Below are 16,725 nucleotides of genomic sequence, written 5' to 3'. Positions count from 1 at the left end.
CCGTAGGGTGGGCAAAGCCGCGCTCTTGCGCGGCGTGCCGACGATCTCTCTCGGTTCACACAGCCAGAACGTGGGCACGGCGCAAGTGCGCCTTTGCCCACCCTACGGGAGCTCTACGAGAGCCGCCACTTCGCGCGAGGCGCCCTAGTCGGCCGCCGCCTGCGCCGGGGCGATCTTCCCGATCATCGTCTCGATTTCCGTCTTCACCAGATCCGGCACCGCGTTCTGCACCATGTGGCCGAGATCGGGCAGCACGATCAGCTTCGCATTCGGCACCGTGGCCGCGAACGGGCGGGCGTGGATGCTGGTCCTCACCGTCTTGTCGGGCTCGCCGGCGATGATCGTGACCGGGGCCTTGATCTCGCCATAGCGCGGAGCTTGCGCCGCGACCGCCTCCTTCAGCGTCACCAGATCATAGGCATTGGCGATGAACTCGCGCGGACGCAGCAATAGCGGCGTTGCGGAATCCTGCACGAAACCATCGGGCATCGTCTGCGGCAGGAACACGTTGCGCGCGCCGGCCTCGGCGACGAAATAGCCGAGCGGCAAGGTGATGGTGTAGGCGAGCAGCGGGCCGATCACGGGCGTCGCGATGATCTCGTTGTAACGGCCGACGCCACCGCGCCAGGGATGAGTGACGGGCGCGAGCATGACGAGACCGGCGACGCGGGACGGATGATCGAGCGCAATCCGCGCGCCGAGCGCGCCGCTCCAGGAATGCACGACGAAGATCGCGCGCTCGATCCCGAGCTTGTGAAGCGCCTCATCGATCATCCGCGCCTGGATCTGCGGCGTCGAATCCTGCCGCCGCGCCCGCGTGCTCCAGCCATGGCCGGGACGATCGACCAGGATGACGCGATGGCTTTTGGCCAGGAGGTCGCCGAGCGGGCGCCGCATCGCCTCGAGATTGGAGCTCGCGCCGTGCAGCATCACGATCGGCAAGCCGGCATCGCGCGGACCGGGTTCGGCCGCGCGCGGGCCGATATCGACGACGTGCAGCGTCGCGCCGTCGACCTCGACCATCCCGCCTTGCGGCGGAAAGGCGCGCTGCACAGCGACGATTCCGGCCTGCGTGACCAGCGCCAGCAGAACCAGCGCCGTCACGACTGACATCACGATCATGGAGAGAATCCGGGAGATCCTGGGCACGGGGAAGTTACGAGCCTTGTGGGCGGCAGTTTCGTTCCATCAGCTCTTGCCGCCGTCCACCGAAAACGCCGGGGCTGTGGATATGTGCATAATTGCGGAACGTAAAAACTCAATGGAATCAACAATATTCCATACGGACGCGCAAGCCCCGGACCAGCTTCATGCGGCCGTCATGGCGGCTTCCATATAATCGCCACGGTCGGTTCCGCCATCTAGGCGCGGGTGGGCGCCGATCCTCCTCGCAACCTCAGGGGCTGGGGAAAGACCGGCAGAACTTGGCTTGGTTTGAACCGGAGGATTTTCGATGAGCTTCAGATCGAACGACACTGCGATCGACGAGATCGTCGCGAGCTGCAACGGCGACCTGCGCGGAGCCGTGCGGGCGCTGCTGCTGATCAACGAGCATCTGGAAACGGAGCTGGCAAAAGCCTACGCCGCAGCCGCCGACCGCGGCCTGGTCGAACGCGGCGGCAGCGCTCTGCACTAAGGTGCGATGGATCGCACATTAGTGCTCTCCATGGAGCATGATCTTGTCGGGAAACCGCTGCACGCTTTTCCCGATCATGCTTGGACCGCAGGCTAGTTCGTCCCGTCCTCGTCCTTTTCCTCGTCCGGCGTGAGCGCGGGACAGGCGCGGATCGTCGAACGGGCAAGCTTGGCATCGGCCCGGGACTTGTAGGGACCGTCGCCGAACCAGATGTCGCCGATGATGACCGGATTGCTGGTCACGATGTTGCATTTTCCGGTGGCGCGGTTGCCGACCACCCAGAACAGTCCGTCGGCGAAGCTCAGCGTCCCCGACGCGAGCAGCAAGCACCCTGCAAGAATCAAACGCTTCATGGCTTTCGCTCCTGCCATGCAGGTAGGCCCCCGGCGGCGCCGACAATAGTGCTCACGATGACGCGCTTCCGATCGTGGTTAATCCGAAGCCGCCGCGTTCACTCAAGACATGATCGAGTTTGAGGCTAAATATCGCGACCTTCGACCTTCTCGGTCAGCGCCTTGACCTGGTCGGGGATCTTTTCGAGATGCGGATTGACGGCGAGCGCCTTGCGATAGGCCTCGAGCGCGCGCTTCTCGTTACCGACCTCCTGCATGATCATGCCGAGGCCTGCGAGCGCGCCGAAATGGCGCGGCTCCCGGATCAGCACTTGCTGGATATCCGCGAGCGAACGGCCATAGTCGTTCTGCATGTAATAGAGCGTGGCGCGGCGGTTCCAGGCCTCGATGTAGTCGGGCCGGAGCTTGATGACCGAATCCAGCAGCTTGATCGCGACATCGATCTTCTTGGCATCGACCGCGGTCTTCGCCCGCGACATCAGCAGGGACGCCGTGTCGCTCGGGGTCTGCAGCCAGATCGCCCAGATGCGCGCCTCGACATGCTTGGCGCTGACCTCGTCGGGCGCCGCCTTCAGCGCGCCGAACAGGAAATCCAGGTTCTTGGTGCGATCGACCTTGGGCAGCTTGGACGGCGCCTCGGGCAGCTTCTTCTGCTTGCCGGGGGGGTTCGGCGGTTCAATCTGCTGCGCCAGCGCCGGAGCCAGACCGGCAGCTCCCAGCACAAGGGCCAGACACAAGGTGCGCGGACGAAGGAATCTCACTGCCATCGGCAAAGTCTAAACGCGTAAAGCCGCCCTTGCAAAGCAAAGGCGGCGTCAAACTCGTGTGAGCCGTGGTCTTGCGGGAGCGCGTCAGGCGTCCGGCAGGGCAGAGATCAGCCGTCGACTGATCAGCCCTGGCGAGCCTTGAAACGGCGCTGCACCTTGTTGATCACATAGACCCGGCCCTTGCGGCGGACCAGGCGGTTGGCGCGATGGCGACCGCGCAGCGATTTCAGCGAGTTACGGACCTTCATGGCAGAATCCTGAACGTTCGAAAGGCCGTGTTCGGCACTACCGTTTCGGCACGCGCGAATGTGGCAAAATGAGATTTTTCCCGCCGGCGGACGACCGCCCGGGACGGGGCGGTTCTTAAGGCATGGCGGGAGGTGATGTCAATGTTAACCGCCCGGTTCCGAACCGGCAAATTCGCGAAAACAACCCGATGCACTGAAGAAGGGGCCGGATCGGCCCGATCCGGCCCATCCGCGGGCAGGCACTTTGAAAGACTTTCGCGGACTGCACACTCGCGGCCCCCAACGCCTTGCCAAATTCGTTATATCATATAATCAATTCGGCAACCCGTCGGGAGGAAACCCATGCCGAAGCTGAAGCTGCCTGATATCGACAAAGTCGTCGCCATCGACATCCACACCCATGCCGAGGAGCCCTGCGGCTGCCATCCCGACGACGGCTATGACGATTTCCAGGCGCAGATGGCGGAATACTTCAAGTCGCCGAACAAGCATCCGCCGACCGTGCCGGAGACCGCGGCCTATTATCGCTCCAAGAACATCGCCGCGGTGATCTTCCCGGTCGACGCCGAGCGTGAGACCGGCTTCCGCCGCTACAACAATTACGAGATGATCGAGGCCGCCTCCGACCATCTCGACGTCCTCATCCCCTTCGTCTCGATCGACCCGCACAAGGGCAAGCTCGGCGCCCGCGAGGCACGCAAGCTGATCGAGGAATACGGCGTGCGCGGCTTCAAATTCCACCCGACCATGCAGGGCTTCTACGCCAACGACCGCATGGCCTATCCGCTCTACGAAGAGATCAACAATGGCGGCGCGGTCGCGCTGTTCCACACCGGCCAGACCGGCGTTGGCTCCGGCATGCCGGGCGGCATGGGGATGCGGCTGAAATATTCCAACCCGATGTACATGGACGACGTCGCGGCCGATTTCCCCGACCTCAAGATCATCCTCGCCCATCCCTCCTTCCCCTGGCAGGAAGAAGCGCTGTCGGTCGCCACCCACAAGCCGAACGTCTACATCGACCTCTCCGGCTGGTCGCCGAAATACTTCCCGCCGATCCTGGTGCGCTACATCAACTCGATCCTGCAGGACAAGATGCTGTTCGGCTCGGACTGGCCGGTGATCACGCCCGACCGCTGGCTGTCGGACTTCGCCAAGATCGAGATCCGCGACGAGATCCGGCCGAAGGTGCTCAAGGCCAACGCGAGGAAGCTGCTGGGGATCTAGCAGCAGCATCTTCGTCGGCATGGAGGGCTTCGATCACGATGACCGAAGCCCTCGCGCTTGGATGCTCGGAGCCTCAGATCTGAGCGAGGCCGCCGTCGACGAACACCTCGCTGCCGGTCATGAAGCTGCTGTCCGACGACGCCAGGAATGCGGCGACCGCGCCCGTCTCCGACGGGGCCGCCACGCGGCCGAGGGGCGTCGTGCTGCCGAGCGCGTCGAAGGCCTCCTCGCCGACAATCTCCAGCGCAAGCTCGGTCTTGGTCGGCCCCGGTGACAGCACATTGACGCGGATGCCGGTGCCGCGCAGATCCTGCGCCCAGCTGCGCGCCAGATTGCGAACCGCGGCCTTGGTCGCGCTGTAGATGCTGAACTGCGGCGTCCCCATCACGCCCGTGCTCGAACCGGTCAGGATGATGGACGCGCCCTTCGTCATCAGCGGCAGCGCCTTCTGCACGGTGAAGACCAATCCCTTCACGTTGACGTCGAAGATATGATCGTAGTGCTCGGGCGTGATCTCGCCGAGCGGCGCGAACAACCCGGTGCCGGCGTTGGCGAACAGGACGTCGAGGCCGCCTCGTTCTTTCTTCACCGTCCCGTAGAGACGGTCGAGGTCCGCCAGATCCGTCACCGAGCCCCTGACGGCGCGCGCCTGGGATCCGAGCTTCGCGACGGCGGCATCGAGCTGCTCCTGCCGCCGCCCGAAGATGTAGACGAACGCGCCTTCGTCGATGAAGCGTTTCGCCGCGCCAAATCCAATGCCGGTGCCGCCGCCGGTCACCACTGCCGTCTTGCCTTGTAGTCTGCTCATGATGTGCTCCTTCACTGAGGTTGCACTGAGCTGGCGGCATACCCACCTATCGGCAAGTATGCACCTTTTGGTAAGTGCCCAAAAAATGTCAGACACGACTTTCCCGCCTGCACGGGCTCCAACACCGGTCCAGAGCTGCACGCCGAATTTGCCCGGGTTCACCTGCGGCCTGGATGCAACCTTGCGGGTCGTCGCCGGCAAGTGGAAGCCGCTGATCCTGTACTTCGTCGCCCAGGGCGGCCCGACCCGTTACGGCGAGCTCCGGCGCGCCATCCGCGACGTCAGCGACAAGGTGCTGATCCAGCAGCTGAAGGAGCTGGAGGCCGATGGGCTCGTGAAGCGGACCGACTACAAGGAAGTGCCGCCGCGGGTGGACTACAGCCTTACCCCGCTGGGTCACAGCCTCGCTCAGGCGCTCGTGCCGCTCTGCACGTGGGGCACGGAGCATATGGCCGAGGTCAGCCAGGTCTTCGCCGAGCGGGCGACCTGGAACACAAGACGACGATAACGCAGCCACGTCGGGATGGTCCGTGCAACGGAGGCACTGACCGTCCCCGGCAGCGACTTCCCGACATCCGCCAACGGACGAACGTCGACGCGTTCTGCGATCAGTTCACGCTTGCCAGATAGCCGGCAAGAATGGTCCGGCTTTGGCTCAGCGTCTCGATACGCTCGTCGATCAGGCTGACTTGCTGGGCAAGTATTCTTCGCAGCTCGTTACACGGCGTGAAGGCCGGATCATTGTTCCGCACGCACGGAAGCAACCGCTGAATGGTCTCCAGCGTCATCCCGGCAGCGCCAAGCATCTTGATCCGCCGCACGGTCTGCTCTTCCTGCGGACCATAGTCGCGATAGCCGGAGTCGGTCCGCTGCGGCGCGAGCAGCCCTTCGGCCTCGTAGTATCGCAACATTCGGACGCTGACCCCCGTCCGCCGGGAAAGTTCGCCAATCTTCATCCGGGACCTCTTGACCCTGACAGCACTGTCAGAGCTTACAGACTGTGCTCACCCAAGTGAACGCACTTGAGGAGGAGCAACAATGAAAGCCTACCATTTGAACAGCCATGCCGGGGCCGGCCGCCTCGTGCGAACCGACGTCAGCAAGCCCGAACCCGGCAATAGCGAAGTCCGCGTCAAGGTCGAAGCCGCAAGCCTGAACTACCGGGATCTTCTGATCCTCGACCGCGCGGGCCAAAATGAGCTCACCGGCCGCATACCCCTTTCCGACGGTGCGGGCGTCGTTGACGCCATCGGCTCCCACGTCGCGCAATGGCGCGTTGGGGACCGCGTTGCCGCGTCGTTCTTTCGCGACTGGATCTCGGGTCCGTTCAAGTCCAGCTATGTTTCGTCGTCCCTCGGTGGCAACACGATGGACGGAATGCTGGCCGAGTATGTCGTGCTGCCGGCCACGGCGCTCGTCCCCGTGCCGGCGCACTTATCCTCGATCGAAGCGGCGACGCTGCCCTGTGCCGGCGTCACGGCCTGGCACGGCCTCGTCACACGCGGCAGGATGGGCAAGGGCGACACACTGCTCGTCCAGGGGACGGGCGGCGTTGCGCTGTTCGGACTGCAATTCGCGACGGCGCTCGGAGCGCGCGCCATCGTGATCTCCTCCTCGGATGAAAAGCTTGCCCGCGCCCGGGCGCTGGGCGGCTCGATCCTCATCAACTACCGTGACACGCCCGATTGGGATGTCGCCCTGATGAAGGCGACGGATGGCGCAGGCGCCAGCCATATCCTCGAGCTCGGCGGTCCCGGCACCTATGACCGATCGCTGCGATCGGTCGCTTCAGGTGGCAAGATCATTCAAATCGGTGTTTTGACGGGATTCGGTCCGAAGCCCGACCTTGCGCGCCTTCAGTGGGAGAATGCCGACATCATCGGTGTCACCGTCGGATCGGTCGAGCATTTCACGACGATGAACCGCTTCCTGAGCGAGCATTCGATCCATCCGATCGTCGATCGCATCTACGGTTTCGACGAAGTCCCCGAAGCCTATGCACACCTCCGAAGCGGATCACATTTCGGAAAGATCGTCGTAAAGCTCTAGTTCGCCGCCAGCGGAACGGCGCTAGAAGCACCTTTCCTCCTTGGATCGATATCGCGGCGCGGGGTAAAGTCCTGCGCCCCGACGATCCCGAAGGACAGCCCATGCCCATCAACGCCGTCGTCTTCGATGCCTACGGGACGCTCTACGACATCCAGTCGGTGGCTGAGATCACCGAGGACGCGTTTCCGGGCTATGGCGAGATCATCACGCAGGTCTGGCGCATCAAGCAGCTCGAATATACCTGGCTGCGCTCGCTGATGCAGGCTTACCAGGATTTTACGGCGGTGACCCGAGACTCGCTGGCCTATACGCTGCGCGTGCTCGGGCTGGACTACGAGAACGAGGCGTTCGAGCGCGTCATCGAGAAGTACCTGCATCTCGATCTCTATCCGGATGCGACTGCAGCGCTCACTGCGCTGAAGCCGCGCAAGCTCGCCATCCTCTCCAACGGCAGCCCGGACATGCTGAACGCGCTGGTGCGCAATTCCGGGCTCGACCGCCTGCTCGATGCCACCATCAGCGTGGACGCCAAGAAGATCTTCAAGCCGAGCCCGGCGGCCTATCAGCTGATCGGCGAGGAGCTCGGCACCGCGCCCGAGGAAGTGCTGTTCGTCTCGTCCAATCCCTGGGACGTGGCGGGGGCGAAGGCGTTCGGGCTGACCGTCGCCTGGATCGAGCGGGTGACGCCGGAGGCCATGGCGCTGGCTTGCCTCGAGACCGAACTCGTGGCACCGCTCACCATGTTCAAGGCGATCCGCACCCAGATGGACGAGCTTGGCTTCGCACCGGACCACCGGGTCCGCGCGCTCTCCGAGCTGCCGATGATTGCTTAGGCATCGCCGCCCGCTAGTCTTGCATGAGCTGCCCGGAATGAGCCTGGAATCCGTTCGCGCCTTCTTCGCCGAGAAAGCCCCCGACATATCAGTCATGGAATCGCCGATCAGCTCGGCGACCGTAACCCTGGCCGCCGAAGCCTATGGCGTCGAGCCCGGCATGATCGCCAAGACGCTGTCTTTGCGCGTCGGCGAGCGCGTGATCCTGATCGTGGCCGCCGGCACCTCGCGGATGGACAACAAGAAGGTCAAGGCGCAGTTCGGCGGCAAGCCGAAGATGCTGGGGCTGGAGGAGGTCGCCGACATCACCGGCCACGAGGTCGGCGGCGTCTGTCCGTTCGGGCTGAAATCGCCGCTGCCGGTCTATTGCGACGTGTCGCTGAAGGCGTTCGATGTCGTGGTCCCCGCCGCGGGCTCGACCCACAGCGCGGTGCGCATCACCCCGGACCGCATGGCCGAGCTGACCGCGGCCGAATGGGTGGATGTCTGCGAGATCAGGCCGTAAGGCGGCGCCGGACAGGATGCCTGGTGCATTTGCCGGTCAGGGAGGCTAGCATAACGACCATGACCGACGACAAGGTGAAGCGACGACTGACCACCGTGCTGTGCGCCGACGTGTACGGCTATTCGCGTCTCATGGAAGCGGACGAAGCCGGGACGCTGGAGACGCTACGCCGCTACCGCACGGCCATTGCGCGGCTGGTCGAGCGCCATGACGGCCGTATCGTGAACACCTGGGGCGATGCCGTGATCGCCGAGTTCGCCAGCGTCGTCGAGGCCGTGCAATGCGCGGTCGAGATCCAGCAGGAGATCTCCAGTCAGGCTGCGGACACGCCGCAGGCGAACCCGATGCGGTTTCGCATCGGCATCAACCTCGGCGACGTCATGGTTGACGGCACCGACATCTACGGCGACGGCGTCAATATCGCATCGCGCCTGCAGGAGCTCGCCGAGCCCGGCGGCGTCGTGATCTCGAGCTCTGTCTACGACCAGGTGCACAACAAGCTGTCGGTCGGCTTCGACTGCCTCGGCCAGCGCCCGATGAAGAACATCGCGCCCCTGACCAGCTACCGGTTGACCCTGGGTAGCCAAGTTGCTGGGCCCGCGAGCTACGCGAGCGGGGAAAGCGCAGCTCCGTTCGAACGCGCGCATGCTCCCCGGATGAACGACAGGCGCGCGCCATCACCCCCGACGAATGTCGTCTCGGATTGGCTTGCAAGGGTGCCCCGCCCGGTTGCAGCAGCCCTCACGGTCTGCGCCTTCCTGATTCTGATCAATCTCTTCACCAGCCACAAAATCTGGTTCCATTGGCCAGTCGCAGCCATTCTGTTCGGCGTGGTGTTGCGGATGGTTCTTGGACAGCGGCCTGAAACGGACAGCAGGCCGGAGCGCTGACGAGGCGGCACGACCGTATGCTCGCGCCGATCGCCGCGCATTCCGGATCAAGCCTCCCGTCGGAGCCTAGTCGTCGTTATCGTCATAGGGACGCGGCTGCGCCTGCGAAGGTGGCGGCGGCGCGGTGTTGTAACGCGGCGGCGCGGCGCGATTGCGCGGGACCTGCTGCTGCGGCGGCATCTGGTTGTTGGATTGGAACACGGCGCGGCAGCCGCTCGAGAGCTGCGGCGTGTTCTGCTGCAAGCAAGCCGTGATCCGGCTCACGTCGGGGATCTGGTCACTGCAGAGACGCCAGACGTCCGGCGTGCAGGCCATCTGCTGTTCCATGGTCCCGCGATATTCCTCGGCGAATGCTGCGCCCGGCGCGACGATGCCGCCGATCGCGAGCACGACACCCAGCGCAATCCGCTCTGTTCGCATATCCCGATCCTTCTCGATTCCCACGAATTCTCATCAATTAATGAGGCGAGAGCCGGTTCTGGACCAACAAAAAAATGTGAAAACAGACCTGGAACCTACTCCACCTTGCCGATCTTCTTCACCGCCGCGATCAGCCGCGTGCTGTCGGTCGCGACGAATTGCGCGAAGGCCGGCGCGTCCTGATAGGCAACGAGGCTGCCCGAGGTTTCGAAGGCCTTGAGCACGTCGGGGCTCGTCATCACCTGCCCCATCGCCTCGCGCAGGCGGGTCGCGATCGGCGCGGGAAGAGAACTCTGCGCGAACAGCCCGGCCCAGATGTACATCTCGACGTCCTTGTAGCCGAGCTCCTGGAAGGTCGGCACGTCAGGGAAGCTCGCGACGCGTTGCGCGCCGCAATTGCCGAGCACGCGCAGCTTGCCGTCGTCGACCTGCGGCTTCAGCGTGCCCGGCGCGGCGGCGATCGCCTGCACGGTGCCGCTGAGCAGCGCGGTGAGCGCGGGGCCTGCGCCGCGGAACGGCACGTGCAGCAATTTTATGCCGGCACTGTTCGCGAACATCTCCATCGCCACATGCAGCGTGCCGTAGGGACCGGACGAGCCGTAGGTGATCTGGCCCGGGCGCCTCGATGCGTCCTCGATGAAATCCTGCGCCGTCTTCCACGGTGCGGAGGCCGGCACCGCCAGCAGCGTGGGATCGGCGAGCACGCGCGCGATCGGCATGAACTGCGAGACTTCGTAGGCAACGGGACGGTCGAACAGCCGGTCGGCCTCGGGAAGCACCGCGAGCGAGGACAGCGTCATCAGCAGCGTGTAGCCGTCGGGCTCGGCGCGCGCCGCCGCGGCATTGCCGACCGAGCCGCCGCCGCCACCGGCGCGGTTGTCGACGATCACGGGTTTGCCGAGAATCCGCTCCAGCGCCATCGCGACGGGGCGCGCCGCAAGGTCAGCCTGGCCGCCCGCTGGAAACGGCACGATCAGTGTGATGTTGCGGGCGGGGTAAAGAGCTTGGGCAAAGCTTGACTGAGAGCAAGCTGCCTGTGCTAGCGGCAGCACGGCAGCGGCCTTCAGGAGTTCGCGGCGGTTCATTGGTTGGTACCTCCCCGATTGTTTTCGTTGTTGGGGGGCAGCCTAACCGAAATGGATTGTGTTGCGATAGCCGTGCGCTTGCCCCCTCCGCGGAGGGGGCAGGGCAATCGCATTTGCCTACTCGGCGAGGCCTGAGCAAGCGCCTCGTCCTTCGAGACGACCGCTTCGCGGTCTCCTCAGGATGAGGCTCAGTTGCATTGGCACCTGTTGAAACCGGTGCCGCACACCAGGTCCTCATCCTGAGGGCCCGCCAACGGCGGGCGTCTCGAAGGATGGCTACAGGGGAGGTCGCACCCATATGCGATTGCCCTACCGGAAGAGGGGCGACCGGTTGACCGGATCTCCTCAACTACTGCGACTGCAACAAGGCAGGCAGGCTCTTGTCGAGGACGTTGCCGAGCAGTTGCCGCGTCGACGCGCGCATTACTGGATTGTTGGCGGCTTCCGGCGGTTCTGGCCACTGCGCCCAATCGATACGCAGCGTCGGCGGCCCGGTCATAAAGTTGCTTCCGCTGATCGAGCCTTCGCCGCTCTTCAGAATATCGAAGCTTTGCCCGTCATGAACGTAGATCCGTATGACCGCGTAGATGTCGGCCATGTTGTACAACGGGCTGCCCTTCATGATACCGATGCCGAAGAATCCACCCTGGCGTATTCCCTTGATCACGACGACATAGCGTTTGCATCCGGCCTGACCGGCAACTTGTCGGACGATGGCGCCGGCCTTGTCGCTGCGAGCGAACATGCCAAGCCCGGGATCGAAGCACCATGTAGCGGTCGATCGGGTTGTTGAGAAACACGAAGCAGGAAACAAAACGCGGCGCGGATATAGACAACGAAGTTCATGACCGCAACGCGACGGCGCCTAGCGCTTCTTCGCCTTGGCAAACTGCCTGGTTAAAAGCTCCATCAACGGCAGTGCAGCAGCGGCGCGCAAGAGATCGCGTCGATCCCTGGTGGTGCCTCCCCCTGATTTTCTCATGTCGCCGCCAGCCTAACGCGCCAGACGGCAAGAACAAGACGTTTACGAAGCGTTCACCATGTCCGGCCGCGCCAGGAACGCATGCCCGGACCCGCTGTTGCCCTTCCAAGGAGAGTGAGCAATGCGGAATCTGGCGACCATCGACGTTGCGCTCGACGAGATGCTGGTGAGTCTCGCAGCGATCGTGTTGCGGCTTTCAAGGCCCGAAGTGACGCGGACACCGGAAGCGCGGCGCGCTTTGGCGCAATCCGTCCATCAATACGGCGTCTGCGCCGCACGCTCGCGCGACCCGCGCGTCCACGAATTGAAGACGCAATTGGAGGGCACGCTGAAGCCGACCTTGCGCATCGTGGCCATCGACGGCGTGAAGGTGGCGTAGGCAAAGACGTGGCCACGCTGCGCTTTGCCCACCCTACGAGAGGCGCTCCGAAGGATCGACGGGCGAGGTCTCGTAGGGTGGGCAAAGGCGCGCTCTTCGCGCGCCGTGCCCACGGTCACTCGCCGAATTGCCCTGCGATCTCCCGTACATCCCCTCCCCAGTCCAGGGGAAGGGTGCCCTTCTCCACGTGACCATGAAAGCTGCTGGACGGCCAATCGCGCACGCGGGTGACGAGACCGTGCTTCACGGGATTGAAGTGGGTGTAATCGATGTGCCGTTCCAAATCCGTATCGTCGCGAATGGCGTGCTCCCAGTAGCGACGCTGCCAGATGCCTTTCTCGCGTTTCTTCAATTTGCTCATCGAAGGCGGCCCGGCCTCCAAGCCTCGCGAAAAGCCACCCTTGATCAGATTCCAGCGCGATGAAAAGTCGACGTCGCCCTCCGGCAGCGTCCAAATCGCATGAAGATGGTCCGGCAGGATGCAGATCGCGACGGTTTCGAACGGACGGCGTTGCCGAACAGTTCGATAAATTCGCCTGAGACGATCGACTTGATCTACCAACAGAGTGCTTGAACCGTCAGCGAGCACGACAGTGAAGAAGAACGTACTGCCCCGCGCGCGCCGATATCGAGACATTCTGCGATCCTTCGAGCAAAGACGTGGGCACGCTTCGCTTTGCCCACCCTACGATGGTTTGCACAACGGCAGATTAGCGAGGTCTCGTAGGGTGGGCAAAGGCGCGCTCTTCGCGCGCCGTGCCCACGATCGCTCGCCGGACTGCCTTGTGCGCGCCGGTGTCGAGACATTTGCGCCCCCTCAGGCAAAGGCGCGGGCACGCTGCGCTTTGCCCACCCTACGATGGTTTGCACAACGGCAGATTAGCGAGGTCTCGTAGGGTGGGCAAAGGCGCGCTCTTCGCGCGCCGTGCCCACGATCGCTCGCCGGACTGCCTTGTGCGCGCCGGTGTCGAGACATTTGCGCCCCCTCAGGCAAAGACGTGGGCACGCTGCGCTTTGCCCACCCTACGATAGTTTGCACAACGGCAGATTAGCGAGGTCTCGTAGGGTGGGCATAGGCGCGCTCTTCGCGCGCCGTGCCCACGGTCACTCGCCGGACTGCCCTGTGCGTGCCGGTGTCGAGACATTTGGGCCCCTCAGGCAAAGACGTGGGCACGCTGCGCTTTGCCCACCCTACGGCGGCTGGATTGCTTCGCTGCGCTCGCAATGAGGTTGAAACAGCTCGCTCTATGAGCCCTTCACCTTCCCGTGCGGCCGCCGCTTGCATGTGCCCGGCAGCTTGGCGGCGAGGAAATCGCCGAGGGCTTCCACGCGCGCGGGACGGGGGCCGCCGGGGGGCGTCACCAGATGCACGGCGCCTTCGGCCTGCTTCCAGTCCTTCAGGATCACTTCGACGGCGCCCGACGAAATCGCTTCGCCAACGATGAATTCAGGTAGCTCGGCGATGCCGAGGCCTGCGATCAATGACGGCATCACGGCTTCGCCGTTGTTGACGCGGAGCGGCCCGCCCGGTCGCACGCTGGCCTGCTCGCCGGCCGAATTGGTGTAGTGCCAGACGTTGGGCGTCGACATGTAGGCGTAAGCGAAGCATTTGTGCTCGGCCAGATGCATCGGATGGGTCGGGCGACCATGCTTCTTCAGGTATGACGGCGCGGCCACCGTGAAGCGGGGCATGGTGAACAGGCGCCGCGCGATCAGCGACGAGTCCGGCAGCCGCGCGATCCGCACCGCCATGTCAAAACCCTCGCCGATCAGGTCGACCGTCGCATCGCTCAAATGCAGATCGACCGAGACTTCCGGATAGGCCTCGAAGAATTCCGGGAGCAGCGGCGCCACCGCCTTGATGCCGAACGTCATCGGCACGGCCAGCCGCACCAGGCCGCGCGGCGCCACCGATTGCGCCAGCGCCTCGTTCTCCGCCGCTTCGCCGTCGGCGAGCAGGCGCGTGGCGCGGTCGGCGAGCTTGTGGCCGGCATCGGTCAGCGCCAGCCGGCGCGAGGTGCGGTTGAACAGCCGCGCGCCGAGCCGCTCCTCGAGGCGCGTGACCGCCTTCGACACTGTCGCCTTGGACATCGCCAGCTCGCTCGCGGCGCCCGCGAACGACCTGAGCTCCACGACTTTTGCGAAAATCGCGAGGGCCTCGAAATCCGGGAGTTTCGCCATGGTCGCGGTCCAATTGGGCTAATTATTGAAACAATGCGTTTCAACAGTTTCTATTTCTATACCACAGGCGGAGGCTTATCCAAGGGTCAATCGCAAACCTACGCAATGGAGAAAATCCAATGACCAAGACGCTCTCAGGCAAGGTTGCCCTCGTCACCGGCGGTTCGCGCGGCATCGGCGCGGCAAGCGCCCGCGCTCTCGCCGACGAAGGCGCTGATGTCGCCATCAGCTACGTTGCCTCGCCAGACAAGGCGGAAGCCGTCGTCACAGAACTGAAGGCCAAGGGCGTCAAGGCCCGCGCCTTCAAGGCCGACCAGGCCTCCGCGAAGGACGTCACGCAACTGGTCAACGACGTCGCCAGGGAATTCGGCCATCTCGACATCCTCGTCAACAATGCCGGTGTCGCCAATGGCGGTGCGATCGACGATGCCAATGCCGACACCGAAGCGCTCGCCCGCCAGGATCAGGTCAACGTGCATGGCGTGATCGCGGCGATCCGCGCCGCGTCGCAATTGATGGGTGAAGGCGGCCGCATCGTCACCGTCGGCTCCATGCTCGCCGACCGCGCCTCGTTTCCCGGTCTCGCCGACTACGTCGCCACCAAGGCCGCTGTGGTCGGTTACACCAAGGGCGCAGCGCGCGATCTCGGTCCGCGCGGCATCACGGTCAACGTGGTGCAGCCCGGCTCGATCGATACCGACATGAACCCGAAGGACGGCGGCGAGTTCGCCGAGACCCAGCGCAAGCAGCATGCGCTGCAGCGCTTCGGCCGCCCCGAGGAGGTCGCCGCCGGCGTGGTGTTCCTCGCCAGCCCGCAAGCCTCCTTCGTCACCGGCACCGTTCTCAACGTCGACGGCGGGTTTGGCGCCTGACGCCAAGCCCCTCTCCTCCCATCAGGACACACTTCGATGATCGAACTCAGACCTTTCAACAAGCTCGGCGGCGCCGATCACGGCTGGCTCAAGGCCAAGCACCACTTCTCCTTCGCCAGCCACTATGACCCCAACAACATGGGCCATGGCTCTTTAAGGGTGTGGAACGACGACGAGATCGCGCCCAACACCGGCTTTCCCGCCCATCCCCACGCCAACATGGAAATCATCACCTATGTGCGCGAGGGCGCGATCACCCATCAGGACAGCCTCGGCAACGAGGGCCGGACCGAGGCGGGCGACGTGCAGGTGATGAGCGCCGGCAGCGGCATCCGCCACTCCGAGTACAATCTGGAGCCGACGAAGACGCGGATCTTCCAGATCTGGATCGAGCCGACGACGCGCGGGGGACAGCCGACCTGGGGCTCGAAGCCTTTCCCCAAGGCCGATCGCTCCGGCAAGCTCGTCACCATCGCAAGCGGTATCGAAGGCGATACCGACGCGCTGCCGATCCGCGCCGACGCGCGGGTGCTCGCCACCACGCTGAAGGCCGGCGAGAGCGCCGAATACGCGCCGCAGGCGTCGCGGCACCTCTACCTCGTGCCGGCGGCAGGCGCGGTCGAGATCAACGGCGTCCGCGTCAATGCCCGCGACGGTGCTGCGATCCGCGACGAGAGCACGCTGACAATCACCGCGCTCGAGGACAGCGAGCTCGTGCTCGTCGACGCGGCGTAACCACAACAACTCGTCATGCCCGGGCTTGCCCCGGGCATCCATCACCTTCGCAAGGAGCTTTTTCGAGCGGCGATGGGTTGCCGGGTCAAGCCCGGCAACGACGGCAACTCAACTCATCACCCAACGGAGACCACCATGACCAAAGTTCTCGTTCTCTATTATTCCGCCTATGGCCATATCGAGGCGATGGCCAATGCCGTCGCCGAAGGCGCGCGCGAAGCGGGCGCGACCGTCGACATCAAGCGCGTCCCCGAACTGGTGCCGGCCGAGGTCGCGAAAGCCTCCTATTACAAGCTCGACCAGGCCGCGCCGGTCGCCAAGATCGAGGACCTCGCCAATTACGACGCGATCATCGTCGGCACCGGCACCCGCTTCGGTCGCATGGCCTCGCAGATGGCGAACTTCCTGGACCAGGCCGGCGGGCTCTGGGCCAAGGGCGCGCTGCACGGCAAGGTCGGCGGCGCCTTCACGGCCACCGCGACCCAGCATGGCGGCCAGGAGACGACGCTGTTCTCTGTCATCACCAACCTGCTGCATTTCGGCATGGTGATCGTCGGCATGAACTACGGCTTTGCCGGTCAGATGAAGCTCGACGAGGTCACCGGCGGCGCGCCCTATGGCGCCACCACGATCACAGGCGGCGACGGCAGCCGCCAGCCCAGCGCCAACGAGCTCGCCGGCGCGCGCTATCAGGGCCGCCAGATCGCGGAGACCGCCAGGAAGCTGCATGGCTAGACTTCACGCCTGATCGATAA

Annotated in this window: 22 protein-coding genes; 11 read left to right on the top strand and 11 right to left on the bottom strand. The window is 64.3% G+C overall.

The genetic code is table 11. The features are described 5' to 3' along the window. Window positions 1-144: 144 nt before the first annotated feature. Window positions 145-1,122 carry an alpha/beta fold hydrolase gene (locus tag CO669_RS01785; protein ID WP_198963762.1) on the bottom strand — a complete coding sequence of 326 codons (978 nt, stop codon included), beginning with the start codon at window positions 1,120-1,122 and terminating at the stop codon, window positions 145-147. A gap of 331 nt (window positions 1,123-1,453) precedes the next feature. On the opposite strand from CO669_RS01785, the gene CO669_RS01780 reads away from it, so the two are divergent. Then, window positions 1,454-1,636, top strand: a complete 183-nt coding sequence (locus CO669_RS01780) for a hypothetical protein (protein ID WP_097657477.1) — start codon at window positions 1,454-1,456, stop codon at window positions 1,634-1,636. A 92-nt stretch (window positions 1,637-1,728) separates the two neighbouring features. On the opposite strand, the gene CO669_RS01775 is transcribed toward CO669_RS01780, so the two are convergent. From CO669_RS01775 to ykgO, 3 genes are all read right to left on the bottom strand, one after another. Beyond that, entirely contained in the window at window positions 1,729-1,989 is a 261-nt protein-coding gene (locus tag CO669_RS01775) for a hypothetical protein (RefSeq protein ID WP_097657476.1), read from the bottom strand. Between the two features lie 125 nt (window positions 1,990-2,114). Beyond that, window positions 2,115-2,756, bottom strand: a complete 642-nt coding sequence (locus CO669_RS01770) for a tetratricopeptide repeat protein (RefSeq protein ID WP_097657475.1) — start codon at window positions 2,754-2,756, stop codon at window positions 2,115-2,117. A 122-nt stretch (window positions 2,757-2,878) separates the two neighbouring features. Next, complete coding sequence (ykgO, locus tag CO669_RS01765) at window positions 2,879-3,004, bottom strand: type B 50S ribosomal protein L36 (protein WP_006611362.1); 126 nt, start codon at window positions 3,002-3,004, stop codon at window positions 2,879-2,881. Between the two features lie 342 nt (window positions 3,005-3,346). Here ykgO and CO669_RS01760 point away from each other — a divergent pair, with 342 nt between their 5' ends. Further along, the gene (locus CO669_RS01760; RefSeq protein ID WP_097657474.1) at window positions 3,347-4,231 is read left to right on the top strand and encodes an amidohydrolase family protein; all 885 of its coding nucleotides are present in this window, start codon (window positions 3,347-3,349) and stop codon (window positions 4,229-4,231) included. Between the two features lie 73 nt (window positions 4,232-4,304). Here CO669_RS01760 and CO669_RS01755 read toward each other — a convergent pair whose 3' ends face one another. Then, window positions 4,305-5,039 (bottom strand): SDR family NAD(P)-dependent oxidoreductase, encoded by a 735-nt coding sequence (locus tag CO669_RS01755; RefSeq protein ID WP_097657930.1) that lies wholly within the window; start codon window positions 5,037-5,039, stop codon window positions 4,305-4,307. A gap of 148 nt (window positions 5,040-5,187) precedes the next feature. Here CO669_RS01755 and CO669_RS01750 point away from each other — a divergent pair, with 148 nt between their 5' ends. Then, window positions 5,188-5,547 carry a winged helix-turn-helix transcriptional regulator gene (locus CO669_RS01750; RefSeq protein WP_097657473.1) on the top strand — a complete coding sequence of 120 codons (360 nt, stop codon included), beginning with the start codon at window positions 5,188-5,190 and terminating at the stop codon, window positions 5,545-5,547. Between the two features lie 100 nt (window positions 5,548-5,647). Here the strand turns inward: CO669_RS01750 and CO669_RS01745 are convergent, their stop codons facing one another. Continuing rightward, window positions 5,648-5,995, bottom strand: a complete 348-nt coding sequence (locus CO669_RS01745; RefSeq protein ID WP_097657472.1) for a MerR family transcriptional regulator — start codon at window positions 5,993-5,995, stop codon at window positions 5,648-5,650. Between the two features lie 82 nt (window positions 5,996-6,077). Between CO669_RS01745 and CO669_RS01740 the strand changes: the two genes are divergently transcribed. The 4 genes from CO669_RS01740 (at window position 6,078) to CO669_RS01725 (ending at window position 9,316) form a co-directional block, all read left to right on the top strand. After that, complete coding sequence (locus CO669_RS01740) at window positions 6,078-7,088, top strand: zinc-dependent alcohol dehydrogenase family protein (protein WP_097657471.1); 1,011 nt, start codon at window positions 6,078-6,080, stop codon at window positions 7,086-7,088. A 101-nt stretch (window positions 7,089-7,189) separates the two neighbouring features. Continuing rightward, the gene (locus CO669_RS01735; protein ID WP_097657470.1) at window positions 7,190-7,921 is read left to right on the top strand and encodes a haloacid dehalogenase type II; all 732 of its coding nucleotides are present in this window, start codon (window positions 7,190-7,192) and stop codon (window positions 7,919-7,921) included. 37 nt (window positions 7,922-7,958) lie between these two features. Continuing rightward, on the top strand, window positions 7,959-8,426 hold the full coding sequence (locus CO669_RS01730; RefSeq protein ID WP_097657469.1) for a YbaK/EbsC family protein: 468 nt from the start codon (window positions 7,959-7,961) through the stop codon (window positions 8,424-8,426). A 59-nt stretch (window positions 8,427-8,485) separates the two neighbouring features. Continuing rightward, window positions 8,486-9,316 carry an adenylate/guanylate cyclase domain-containing protein gene (locus CO669_RS01725; RefSeq protein ID WP_097657468.1) on the top strand — a complete coding sequence of 277 codons (831 nt, stop codon included), beginning with the start codon at window positions 8,486-8,488 and terminating at the stop codon, window positions 9,314-9,316. Between the two features lie 66 nt (window positions 9,317-9,382). Here the strand turns inward: CO669_RS01725 and CO669_RS01720 are convergent, their stop codons facing one another. The 3 genes from CO669_RS01720 to CO669_RS01710 form a co-directional block, all read right to left on the bottom strand. Then, the gene (locus tag CO669_RS01720; protein ID WP_097657467.1) at window positions 9,383-9,736 is read right to left on the bottom strand and encodes a hypothetical protein; all 354 of its coding nucleotides are present in this window, start codon (window positions 9,734-9,736) and stop codon (window positions 9,383-9,385) included. A 95-nt stretch (window positions 9,737-9,831) separates the two neighbouring features. Further along, window positions 9,832-10,821, bottom strand: a complete 990-nt coding sequence (locus tag CO669_RS01715; protein ID WP_097657466.1) for a tripartite tricarboxylate transporter substrate binding protein — start codon at window positions 10,819-10,821, stop codon at window positions 9,832-9,834. 349 nt (window positions 10,822-11,170) lie between these two features. Continuing rightward, complete coding sequence (locus tag CO669_RS01710) at window positions 11,171-11,566, bottom strand: hypothetical protein (RefSeq protein WP_097657465.1); 396 nt, start codon at window positions 11,564-11,566, stop codon at window positions 11,171-11,173. Window positions 11,567-11,924: 358 nt separating this feature from the next. Here CO669_RS01710 and CO669_RS01705 point away from each other — a divergent pair, with 358 nt between their 5' ends. Next, window positions 11,925-12,182, top strand: coding sequence for a hypothetical protein (locus tag CO669_RS01705; RefSeq protein ID WP_097657464.1), 258 nt, complete (start codon window positions 11,925-11,927; stop codon window positions 12,180-12,182). Window positions 12,183-12,297: 115 nt separating this feature from the next. Here CO669_RS01705 and CO669_RS01700 read toward each other — a convergent pair whose 3' ends face one another. Then, on the bottom strand, window positions 12,298-12,819 hold the full coding sequence (locus CO669_RS01700; RefSeq protein ID WP_097657463.1) for an REP-associated tyrosine transposase: 522 nt from the start codon (window positions 12,817-12,819) through the stop codon (window positions 12,298-12,300). Window positions 12,820-13,427: 608 nt separating this feature from the next. Then, on the bottom strand, window positions 13,428-14,363 hold the full coding sequence (locus CO669_RS01695; RefSeq protein ID WP_097657462.1) for a LysR family transcriptional regulator: 936 nt from the start codon (window positions 14,361-14,363) through the stop codon (window positions 13,428-13,430). A 119-nt stretch (window positions 14,364-14,482) separates the two neighbouring features. On the opposite strand from CO669_RS01695, the gene CO669_RS01690 reads away from it, so the two are divergent. The 3 genes from CO669_RS01690 to wrbA all read left to right on the top strand — a co-directional run bounded on the left by CO669_RS01690 (window position 14,483) and on the right by wrbA (window position 16,705). Continuing rightward, a complete protein-coding gene (locus CO669_RS01690; protein ID WP_097657461.1) occupies window positions 14,483-15,235 on the top strand; it encodes an SDR family NAD(P)-dependent oxidoreductase in 753 nt (250 codons plus the stop codon). A 36-nt stretch (window positions 15,236-15,271) separates the two neighbouring features. Further along, window positions 15,272-15,970 (top strand): pirin family protein, encoded by a 699-nt coding sequence (locus CO669_RS01685; protein WP_097657460.1) that lies wholly within the window; start codon window positions 15,272-15,274, stop codon window positions 15,968-15,970. Between the two features lie 135 nt (window positions 15,971-16,105). Beyond that, the gene (gene wrbA / locus CO669_RS01680) at window positions 16,106-16,705 is read left to right on the top strand and encodes an NAD(P)H:quinone oxidoreductase (protein WP_097657459.1); all 600 of its coding nucleotides are present in this window, start codon (window positions 16,106-16,108) and stop codon (window positions 16,703-16,705) included. The last annotated feature ends 20 nt before the right edge of the window (window positions 16,706-16,725 follow it).

This window comes from Bradyrhizobium sp. Y36 (assembly GCF_002531575.1).
GTDB lineage: Bacteria > Pseudomonadota > Alphaproteobacteria > Rhizobiales > Xanthobacteraceae > Bradyrhizobium.
The sequence above is the reverse complement of the archived record's forward strand: the minus strand, read 5'-3'. Positions and strand labels throughout refer to the sequence as shown.

Coding starts and splice junctions, on each gene's coding strand:
- CO669_RS01685 (WP_097657460.1), top strand. CDS start 15,272: ATGATCGAACTCAGACCTTTCAACAAGCTCGGCGGCGCCGATCACGGC.
- CO669_RS01705 (WP_097657464.1), top strand. CDS start 11,925: ATGCGGAATCTGGCGACCATCGACGTTGCGCTCGACGAGATGCTGGTG.
- CO669_RS01745 (WP_097657472.1), bottom strand. CDS start 5,995: ATGAAGATTGGCGAACTTTCCCGGCGGACGGGGGTCAGCGTCCGAATG.
- CO669_RS01700 (WP_097657463.1), bottom strand. CDS start 12,819: ATGTCTCGATATCGGCGCGCGCGGGGCAGTACGTTCTTCTTCACTGTC.
- CO669_RS01740 (WP_097657471.1), top strand. CDS start 6,078: ATGAAAGCCTACCATTTGAACAGCCATGCCGGGGCCGGCCGCCTCGTG.
- CO669_RS01710 (WP_097657465.1), bottom strand. CDS start 11,566: ATGTTCGCTCGCAGCGACAAGGCCGGCGCCATCGTCCGACAAGTTGCC.
- CO669_RS01735 (WP_097657470.1), top strand. CDS start 7,190: ATGCCCATCAACGCCGTCGTCTTCGATGCCTACGGGACGCTCTACGAC.
- CO669_RS01690 (WP_097657461.1), top strand. CDS start 14,483: ATGACCAAGACGCTCTCAGGCAAGGTTGCCCTCGTCACCGGCGGTTCG.
- CO669_RS01785 (WP_198963762.1), bottom strand. CDS start 1,122: ATGATCGTGATGTCAGTCGTGACGGCGCTGGTTCTGCTGGCGCTGGTC.
- CO669_RS01770 (WP_097657475.1), bottom strand. CDS start 2,756: ATGGCAGTGAGATTCCTTCGTCCGCGCACCTTGTGTCTGGCCCTTGTG.
- CO669_RS01780 (WP_097657477.1), top strand. CDS start 1,454: ATGAGCTTCAGATCGAACGACACTGCGATCGACGAGATCGTCGCGAGC.
- CO669_RS01695 (WP_097657462.1), bottom strand. CDS start 14,363: ATGGCGAAACTCCCGGATTTCGAGGCCCTCGCGATTTTCGCAAAAGTC.
- CO669_RS01730 (WP_097657469.1), top strand. CDS start 7,959: ATGAGCCTGGAATCCGTTCGCGCCTTCTTCGCCGAGAAAGCCCCCGAC.
- CO669_RS01755 (WP_097657930.1), bottom strand. CDS start 5,039: ATGAGCAGACTACAAGGCAAGACGGCAGTGGTGACCGGCGGCGGCACC.
- ykgO (WP_006611362.1), bottom strand. CDS start 3,004: ATGAAGGTCCGTAACTCGCTGAAATCGCTGCGCGGTCGCCATCGCGCC.
- CO669_RS01775 (WP_097657476.1), bottom strand. CDS start 1,989: ATGAAGCGTTTGATTCTTGCAGGGTGCTTGCTGCTCGCGTCGGGGACG.
- wrbA (WP_097657459.1), top strand. CDS start 16,106: ATGACCAAAGTTCTCGTTCTCTATTATTCCGCCTATGGCCATATCGAG.
- CO669_RS01725 (WP_097657468.1), top strand. CDS start 8,486: ATGACCGACGACAAGGTGAAGCGACGACTGACCACCGTGCTGTGCGCC.
- CO669_RS01715 (WP_097657466.1), bottom strand. CDS start 10,821: ATGAACCGCCGCGAACTCCTGAAGGCCGCTGCCGTGCTGCCGCTAGCA.
- CO669_RS01720 (WP_097657467.1), bottom strand. CDS start 9,736: ATGCGAACAGAGCGGATTGCGCTGGGTGTCGTGCTCGCGATCGGCGGC.
- CO669_RS01760 (WP_097657474.1), top strand. CDS start 3,347: ATGCCGAAGCTGAAGCTGCCTGATATCGACAAAGTCGTCGCCATCGAC.